The organism is Saccharospirillum sp. (genome assembly GCF_039982735.1).
In the GTDB taxonomy this organism is placed as follows: Bacteria; Pseudomonadota; Gammaproteobacteria; order Pseudomonadales; family Natronospirillaceae; genus Saccharospirillum.
Map to the genome: position 1 here is coordinate 204,298 of NZ_JBDWXV010000009.1, position 8,588 is coordinate 212,885.

6 protein-coding genes are annotated in these 8,588 nt (G+C 56.2%); 5 read left to right on the forward strand and 1 reads right to left on the reverse strand.

Going from position 1 to position 8,588, the window contains the following annotated elements:
- The first annotated feature begins 356 nt into the window (after window positions 1–356).
- From ABJT94_RS06880 to ABJT94_RS06900, 5 genes are all read left to right on the forward strand, one after another.
- Window positions 357–1,889 carry an ABC transporter substrate-binding protein gene (locus ABJT94_RS06880; RefSeq protein WP_348474681.1) on the forward strand — a complete coding sequence of 511 codons (1,533 nt, stop codon included), beginning with the start codon at window positions 357–359 and terminating at the stop codon, window positions 1,887–1,889.
- Between the two features lie 135 nt (window positions 1,890–2,024).
- A complete protein-coding gene (locus ABJT94_RS06885; protein WP_348474682.1) occupies window positions 2,025–2,942 on the forward strand; it encodes an ABC transporter permease in 918 nt (305 codons plus the stop codon).
- Between the two features lie 63 nt (window positions 2,943–3,005).
- Window positions 3,006–3,908 (forward strand): ABC transporter permease, encoded by a 903-nt coding sequence (locus tag ABJT94_RS06890; protein ID WP_348474683.1) that lies wholly within the window; start codon window positions 3,006–3,008, stop codon window positions 3,906–3,908.
- A 1-nt stretch (window position 3,909) separates the two neighbouring features.
- Window positions 3,910–5,745 carry an ABC transporter ATP-binding protein gene (locus ABJT94_RS06895; protein WP_348474684.1) on the forward strand — a complete coding sequence of 612 codons (1,836 nt, stop codon included), beginning with the start codon at window positions 3,910–3,912 and terminating at the stop codon, window positions 5,743–5,745.
- Window positions 5,742–7,082, forward strand: coding sequence for a lyase family protein (locus ABJT94_RS06900; protein WP_348474685.1), 1,341 nt, complete (start codon window positions 5,742–5,744; stop codon window positions 7,080–7,082). Before ABJT94_RS06895 ends, ABJT94_RS06900 begins: the two co-directional genes overlap by 4 nt.
- On the opposite strand, the gene ABJT94_RS06905 is transcribed toward ABJT94_RS06900, so the two are convergent.
- Entirely contained in the window at window positions 7,075–8,004 is a 930-nt protein-coding gene (locus tag ABJT94_RS06905) for a LysR family transcriptional regulator (RefSeq protein WP_348474686.1), read from the reverse strand. The genes ABJT94_RS06900 and ABJT94_RS06905 overlap by 8 nt on opposite strands.
- Window positions 8,005–8,588 lie beyond the last annotated feature (584 nt).

Sequence of the window (8,588 nt, forward strand, 5' to 3'; positions counted from 1 at the left end):
CAACCCCTGAAGCGTAGGCGGGCCCGGGATGGACGCAAGCTGTAATGCCCGGGTGAGAATCAAGACTGTAAGCCCTTGGCCGCTGCATGCCGCCACTCCAGAGAGTCCAACGCTGGCGGTGGGGTATGCCAAGCCGTTGAATGTCAGACAGCCTGTGCGCTATTTGGGCACTGAAAGGTCAATTTTTGAGAGAAACAGCCTCAACTATCCCGATTATTCGAATGGTTGTCCTTATCTTTCGAATTTATTTTATTATTACTGGCGAGTAGTGTTTATCTCAACTGAACAGCGTGTGCGCACGACTGCACCGGCTTCAGTGTTATTCTCAATTCAACAACTATAAGAATGGAGAGACCATGAACACCTTAATGCTCAAAACGGCAGCACTGGCGTCGCTAGGCTGTTTTACGCTCATGGCAAGTGGACCGGCACTGGCCAGCAAAGACGATGACACGTTGCGTGTGGCCCTTGCCGAAGAAATCCTCAATCTGGACTATCTGTATACCACCAAGCGCGAATACATCATTCTGGCGCAGGCAACCGATGCGACCTTGTTTGATCTCGATCCTGAAACGCAGGAGTACAACCCTGCTGTCGCAACCGACTACAACTTCGTAGACGATCTGACTCTGGATGTAACGTTACGTGAAGGTGTGGTGTTTCACGATGGTACCGCTCTGACCGCAGACGACGTTGTTTACACCTACAACTGGATCATTGCCGAAGAAAGCGAAGCACAGGCTAAAGGCACGATCAGTCGTTGGTTGGACAATGCCGAAAAAACGGGCGAACACACTGTAAGGTTCCATCTGAAAACCGTTTACCCCCTGGTGTTGCGTGATATGGCGCAGCGCGTGATGCTCCGCAAAGAAGGCGCCTATATTGAAAATGGCGAAATTAACCAGAGCGCCATGGCGGATGATCTGATCGGCGCGGGCCCATATCGGGTGGTCTCATTCGAGCCGGGCCAACAAGTCGTGCTGAAACGTTTCGACGACTATTTCGGTGAACAGCCTGCTATTGAAAACATCGTTGTTCGCAACTTGCCCGATATTGGTACTCAGCAAGCCGAGTTGATGTCCGGTGGTATCGACTGGATGTTCAAGGTACCGCTCGATCTGGCTGAAAGCTTGGGTGCCACACCCATGGCGAAACACCTCAGCGGCCCGGACTTGCGTGTAGGCTTCCTGGTGCTTGATGCAGCCGGTTACACCGATCCGGATGGCCCGCTGACCGACGTTAGGGTCCGTCAGGCCGTGAACCATGCGCTTAACCGGGACGAGATGGCCGAGTACCTGATTGGTGGCTCATCGGAAGGGATTCATACCCCCTGCCACCCGGCTCAGTTCGGCTGTACAACCGACATTCAAGCTTACCCCTACAATCCGCAAAGGGCCCGCGAACTCTTGGCCGAAGCCGGCTACCCGAATGGTTTCCCGCTGGAACTGTGGGCCTACCGAGACAAAGCCGCCGCTGAAGCCGTTTCATCAGACCTCGAAGCGGTCGGTATTGATGTCGATTTGCGCTACGTGAAGCTAGCGTCCCTGAACCAGGCTCGCGCTGAACGTGACATTCCCGCCTACTTCGGCACCTGGGGATCTGGCGGCACCGCTGATACGGCTGCGATTGCCCGGGTTCACTTTTCCGACGAGACCGATCGAAACTTGTCTGGTGATGACGAACTGACCGAGATGGTGCTTTCGGCCGAGCAGACAGCCGATCAGTCAGAACGGGCTGAGATCTATGAAAATGCCTTGAACCGCATTGCGGATCAGGCCTATTGGGCGCCGATGTTTTCTTATTCTGCAAACTACCTGGTGTCGCCGGAACTGAATTTCCCCCTGAGCCCGGACGGGCTGCCACGACTGCCACAGGCAAGCTGGGAATAACTCTTAAAAAGCAGGGGCAAACGTCTGCCCCACTGTGGAATCGCGCACCAGTAAAGGTTCTCTAACGAGCCTGTGTAACAGCCCTTTACCTGCCGGACGCGATTCCATTTAGCCCGCCCCTCGAAGGAGACGTAAATGCTACGTTATATATTGCAACGTGGGATGCTGGCGCTGGCCGTGGCATTCACGGTGTCGCTCGCAACGTTCTTTCTGTTGAATTTTGCGTCTGATCCGGCCTATTCCATTGCCGGGGAAGACGCCACACCGGAAGTACTGGCACAAATTCGTGAGACCTACGGCCTCGACCGGCCAGCCTTTGTGCGCTATCTGGATTGGCTGGGCAGCGTACTGCAAGGCGATTTTGGCACCAGTTACTATTGGAACAAACCCGTCGCCGAACTGGTTTCTGACCGGGCCGGGGCAACGATCACACTGGCTCTGTCCGCTGTCATGGTCACCATCCTCATTGCCATTCCGCTGGGCGCCTGGGCAGCCCTGCGACCCAATACCCTGGTCGACCGGTTTGCTCTTACCGTGGCTGTCTCGGCCCAGGCCGTGCCCAACTTCTGGCTGGGTCTGATCGTGATCATCCTGTTTGCCGTCATGCTGCCTATTTTTCCGGTCTCCGGTGATGACAGTTGGCGCCACTTTGTATTGCCGGCCTTTGTGCTCGGTGCAAGTTCAGTTCCTGCCGTTATGCGACTGACCCGTACCGGGCTGATCGACGTGATGCAAAGCGACTACATCCGCACCGCCCGTTCCAAAGGGTATCGGGGTTTCACACTGCTCACCCGGCACGCATTACGCAATGCCCTGTTACCGGTTATCTCGGTACTGGCGGTCCAACTGGGTCAAAAGTTTGGTGGCTCCGTTATTACCGAAAGCATCTTTGCAATTAATGGCCTGGGACGACTCGCACTGGAATCCATCCTCGGCTCGGACATTCCTACCGTGCAAATGTTGATCTTTGTATTCGCGTTGATTTTTGTCGCCATGAATTTACTGGCCGACATTCTGAATGCAGCCCTGGATCCCAGAATTCGCATCGGATGAGCGACGACGGATGACTGAGCACCCATTGACTGACTGTGCCACTACAGTAAGGAAAACATCATCATGACCACCAACATGCTAGCGGAAGAAGTCGCCGAGAGCCTGCCCCCGACTCCGCGACAACTGGCACTCTCCCGGGCTCTGAATCACAAAGGGTTTATGACGGGCGGGGTTATATTGATACTGTTGGCTATTATAGCCATCGCCGCGCCATTGATCGCTCCGCACGATCCGTTCGCCCAATCGCTGAGTACCCGTATGTTGCCCCCGGTTTGGGTGGAAGGCGGCAGTTGGGAACATCTGCTCGGTACCGACCAAAACGGCCGCGACTATCTTTCCCGGCTGATTTACGGGACACGCGTTTCATTAACCATTGGCCTGGGTGCCGCCTCCATCGGTCTCGTCATTGGTGTCACGCTCGGTGTGATCGCAGGCTATTTCGGTGGCTGGGTCGACCACGGCGTCAGCTTTCTGCTTACCGCTCAACTGGCCCTTCCTGGCTTGCTACTGGCTATGGCTCTGGTGTTCATCATTGGGCCATCTGTCTGGGTCGTCATCGGGATCGTCGGTGTCTTGCACTGGACGTATTACCTGGTCGTCACCCGAGCCGCAACCCAGCGCATTCGCAGCCTTGATTTTATCGCGGCTGACCGGGCTGCGGGGGCGACGTCAGGTCAGATTATCCGCCAGGAAATCCTGCCCAACCTGCTGCCACAGATCATTGTTATCTTCACCTTTGAGGTAGGCATTGCCATTCTGGCCGAAGCCAGCCTGTCGTTTCTCGGTGTCGGCATTCAGCCTCCGACCCCGTCCTGGGGCCTGATGATTGCCGAAGGAAAGATCGCCATGTTCTACCGGCCCTGGCTGGTGGTACTGCCTGGCCTGTGTCTGTTTGTTCTTGTCATTGGTGCCAACCTGCTCGGTGATGGCCTGCGCGATATCACGTCACCGGAAGGGAGAAATTGAGATGACGAGTCCTCTGCTGGAAATACAAAACCTGTCTATCCGACTGAAAGTACCGTCGGGTGTATTACACGCCGTGCGCAACGCCTCGCTGACTCTCAACCGGGGAGAAGCCCTGGGCATTGTTGGCGAAAGTGGTTCCGGCAAATCACTGACGGCCATGGCGCTGATGCGCCTGCTGCCCAAGGTAGCAAATGTAGAATTCGATACGCTCAAATTTGATGGTACCGACCTGGGAGAGGTGCCCGAGGCAACTTTCACCAGAGACTATCTGGGCCCTCGCCTCAGCATGATCTTTCAGGAGCCGATGACCTCACTCAACCCGGTCTACACCATCGGCCGGCAGTTGACCGAAGCGTCGGTACGTATCGGTCGAATGACAAACGCTCAAGCCAACACCAGAGCACTGGAGCTGCTCGACCGGGTGGGCATTCCAAACCCCAAAGCACGCATGGCCCAATACCCCCATCAACTGAGTGGCGGACAGCGCCAACGTGTCATGATCGCCATGGCGCTGATGCTGGAGCCCGAGCTACTGATTGCAGACGAACCCACAACTGCATTGGATGCCACCATACAGACGCAGATCATGACGTTGCTCAACGACCTGCGCCGGGAAATGAACATGGGCATGATTCTAATCACCCATGACCTTGCCGTAGTCTCCGAGAACGTAGACCGCGTAGCCGTCATGTACGGGGGCGAAATTGTTGAATCCGGTCGTTCGGGCGACGTGCTTGCAGCTCCTGCTCACCCATACACCCGCGCCTTACTGACGGCCATACCCCATATGGGTGGTGAACCAAAACGCCTCGGTGCCATACCCGGTACCGTGCCTGCATTGCTGCAGCCACCCAAAGGCTGTGTATTTGCAGCGCGGTGTGCCCATGCCGAACCCCGGTGCGCCACTGAAAGGCCACCCAGGCAAGGCAGTGACAACCACCACCGACTCTGCATCCTCACAGAAAAAACATTGGCTGAGTTACCTCCGGCCGTGCCAAGCGACCCGCTACCAAAGCGTGAAATGGCTCATGAAGCAGTACTGGAAGCACGTCATGTCAGCCGGGTGTTTCATTCTCGAAGTGGCCTCTTTGGTCCGCGCCATGAAATCCGTGCCGTTGACGATATCAGCCTGTCGCTTAAACGCGGCGAAACCCTGGCACTGGTTGGCGAAAGCGGTTCTGGCAAGACAACCCTCTCACGCCTGCTACTGGGGCTGGATACACCAACCTCAGGAGAGATTCTGCTGGATGGCCAGCCCGTGGAAGCCATGGATGGGCTGCGCCGGGCTGACCTGGTTCAACCGATCTTTCAGGACCCTTATTCCTCGCTCAACCCACGGCGAACCCTGGCCGAAATCATCGCCCGGCCGTTAGCGTTGCGGGGTATGGGTACGGCCCGGGAGCGTCAGTTGAAAGCCCGGGAACTGATGGAACGGGTGCGCCTGCCGGAACGTCTGATGCACTCCTACCCTTCCCAACTCTCCGGTGGCCAACGGCAGCGGGTCGCGATTGCCAGAGCGCTGGTAACTTCGCCTGAAATTCTGGTTTGTGACGAGCCCACCTCGGCACTGGATGTTTCCGTCCAGGCACAAATTCTGAACCTGTTAGTCGACTTGCAAGCCGAACTCGGCCTGACGTGTTTGCTGATCACCCATGATATGGCCGTCGTTCATCAGATCGCCTCTCGAGTAGCCGTCATGCTCGACGGAAAGATCGTTGAGGAAGGTCCGGCTGCCGAGCTGTTGGCCAACCCCAAAAATGCCTACACCCGCACGCTACTCGACGCAGCACCTCAGTTCCGACCGACGGAAACGCCGACAATGGAAGCGACCTCATGAGCAACCAAACAGCTAAGCCAACTCCCGAAACCTTATTCTCCCAGGAAGCGGTCTGGCAATCCTGGCTTGACGTTGAAGCCGCCCTCGCGCGAGCGCAAGCCAACATCGGCATGATTCCCGCGTGGGCGGCTGAAGACATCAGTGCCAACGCCTTTCTCGATCGCATCGGAACCGATGCGCTTAAGGCTTCAATCAAAGAGACCATGGCACCCGTGCTGTCGCTCACCCGATTGCTCGTTGAACGTAGCGGAAAGAGTGGCGACTACGTCCACTGGGGTGCGACTACCCAGAACGTCATGCAAACCGGCAACTTGCTGATCATGCGTAAGGCCCACCAGCAAATTTTAGGTCAACTGGGCAGAGTCTTTGAAAGTCTCGCCACGTTGGCTGAAGAGCACGCCGACACCCCGATGGCCGGGCGAACTAACCGGCGCCATGCACTGCCCATTACGTTTGGTTTCAAGGTAGCCGGCTGGATTGAAGAACTTTGCCGCGCCCATGAGCGGCTGACACAAATAGAACGCCGCACGTTCTGCCTGCCTTTTGGTGGCGCAGTCGGCGCCATGCATTCTTACGGTAACCAGGGCCGTGAACTGTCCAGCGCGCTGGCACGAGAATTGAACCTGGGCGAGCTGTTAGTACCAAGTCGGGTCGTCAACGATCTCTTTGTTGATTACGTACTGGGTATGTCCATGCTAGCGATGAGCATTGAGCGCATTGCACTCGAACTCTATACGCTGATGGAAGAGGAAATTGGCGAGATCTCGGAACAATTGGCCAAGGGCGTGGTGGGCAGCTCAACCATGCCCCACAAAGTAAACCCAAAACGGGTGGTTAAAGTCATAGCGAATTGCACACGATTAAGAGCCCTGGCAGCACCGGCAATGGAAGCGGGCCGACCCAGCCATGAAGCCGATGCATCGGCCAACTACCTGCTAACCAGCGTAATAGATGACGCCTGTCGGCTGGGCTGGAACTTGTCGGCACGTTTTGCAGATTTACTAGAGAGAATTACGGTAAACAAAGCGCGAATGGCAAAGAACCTGACACTCTCCGGCCCGGCTATGGCTTCGGAAAATCTGATGATGGCGCTCGCACCGCACATAGGTCGCAACCGGGCACATGACATCATTCACCATGTCATAGAAGAGGCACCAGGCGACAACATAACGACTAACCTGGCGAGCCATCCGGAGATCGCACCCCATCTTTCGATGGAGCGGGTTTCCGAACTGCTCAATGTTGCCAACTACACGGGAGACAGCGAACCTATTGCCCGGGACGCAGCGCGACTGAGCCGGGCGACCGCAAACGCCATCGCCAATGTATCTAGATAAGTTCCAGACTGGCCGCTGCGTGTGGATCAGCCTTGCGCATGGCCTCCACGTTGGCGCGGACCGCCTCTAAAAACGCAGCTGAAAGCGGCGCCCGCTGGCCCTCCGGGTGCAGCGATGCATAGGTCGTCCACTGCTCCTCTGCCAGAGGCCTCAACACCGCCGCATCGTCTGACATGAGGCGGGTCGTGACCCGGTCTGTTAAGGTAATGCCCAGCCCATCGCGGACCATTTGTACGGTTACAACCGTAGAGCTGGTTTCGATCGGTACACTCACGGTCATTCCGTTGCGTCCCATAATGTCATCCAGGCGTTGCCGCCATCGCTGACGTGGACTCAAGGCGACAAAACGCTCGGTGGCGATATCCGCTATAGATAGCTGTTCACGAGCTGCCAGAGGGTGATTCCACGGTAACATCACTTCGACCCGACTTTTCAGGAATGGCTCGACATCCAGATCGAGAATCGCATTCTCCACAGGCAATGAAATAAGCCCAAGGTTATACCCTCGAGCGGATACTTTGCTTTCAATATCAAACCGCGTTTCAACGTTTAGCGTACACTGCAACTCTGGTCGTTCTTTTCGCATACTCGCCAGTGCAGGTGACACCAGAGTACTCGCCAATGGCGCAGCCGTGACCACTGACAACCAGTTGGAACTGCGGTTGGTTATCTCTTTTGAGATGGCCGGGATCTCCTCCAGCCCGTCCAAGGTGTGTGCAATGCGGCGGTAAAAAAGATCGCCTTCCTCGGTCAGTACAAGGCTTCGCTTTTCCCGGCTAAAAAGAGTCAGGTGGAGCTCGTGCTCCAAAATGGTCAACAAACGGCTGGCTGCGGATGTCGACAAATACATATTGCGTGACGCTTCAGACAGCGATCCTGTTAGAACGATTTGCCGGAAAAGTTGGAGGGAGCGTAGATTCATATGGATAACATAACCCTAATAGCCGACACACCCAATAACTTTTGAATACGCCTCAAAAATCACCGGTAAGCAACTAAAGCTTTGGTTACAGAATCGCCACAATTTAGCCACTACCAAACAGTTGTAAGTAACCACTAATGGGGAATGAATAAGGGACTGCTGGTGCGCCCGGCAGGATGGAACCACGTGCATCCCTGCACTTGCCCGCTTTGCGGCGCTAGCGCGGCCCCAAACGCTCCTGGCGTTTGGTCGACAAAATGGCCGGGAGCCATTTTGCACGAGCGAAGCGAGCCCGATGGGCCGCCTCCAGGGAAGGAGGCTGTAACCAGCAGAGGGTCTCGTCCGACTCGGGCGCGCCAGACACAAAAAAACCCGCTCGCGGCGGGTTCTTGCGTTTACTGCAGTGGCCGAGAGGATGGGCCCAAGTGCATCCATGCACTTGTCCGCTTCGCGGCGCTGGCGCGGCCCAAAACGCTCCTGGCGTTTTGTCGTACCTGCAGAGGGTCTCGTCCGACTCGGGCGCGCCAGACACAAAAAAACCCGCTCGCGGCGGGTTCTTTTGTGTCTGGCGCGCCCGAGAGGAT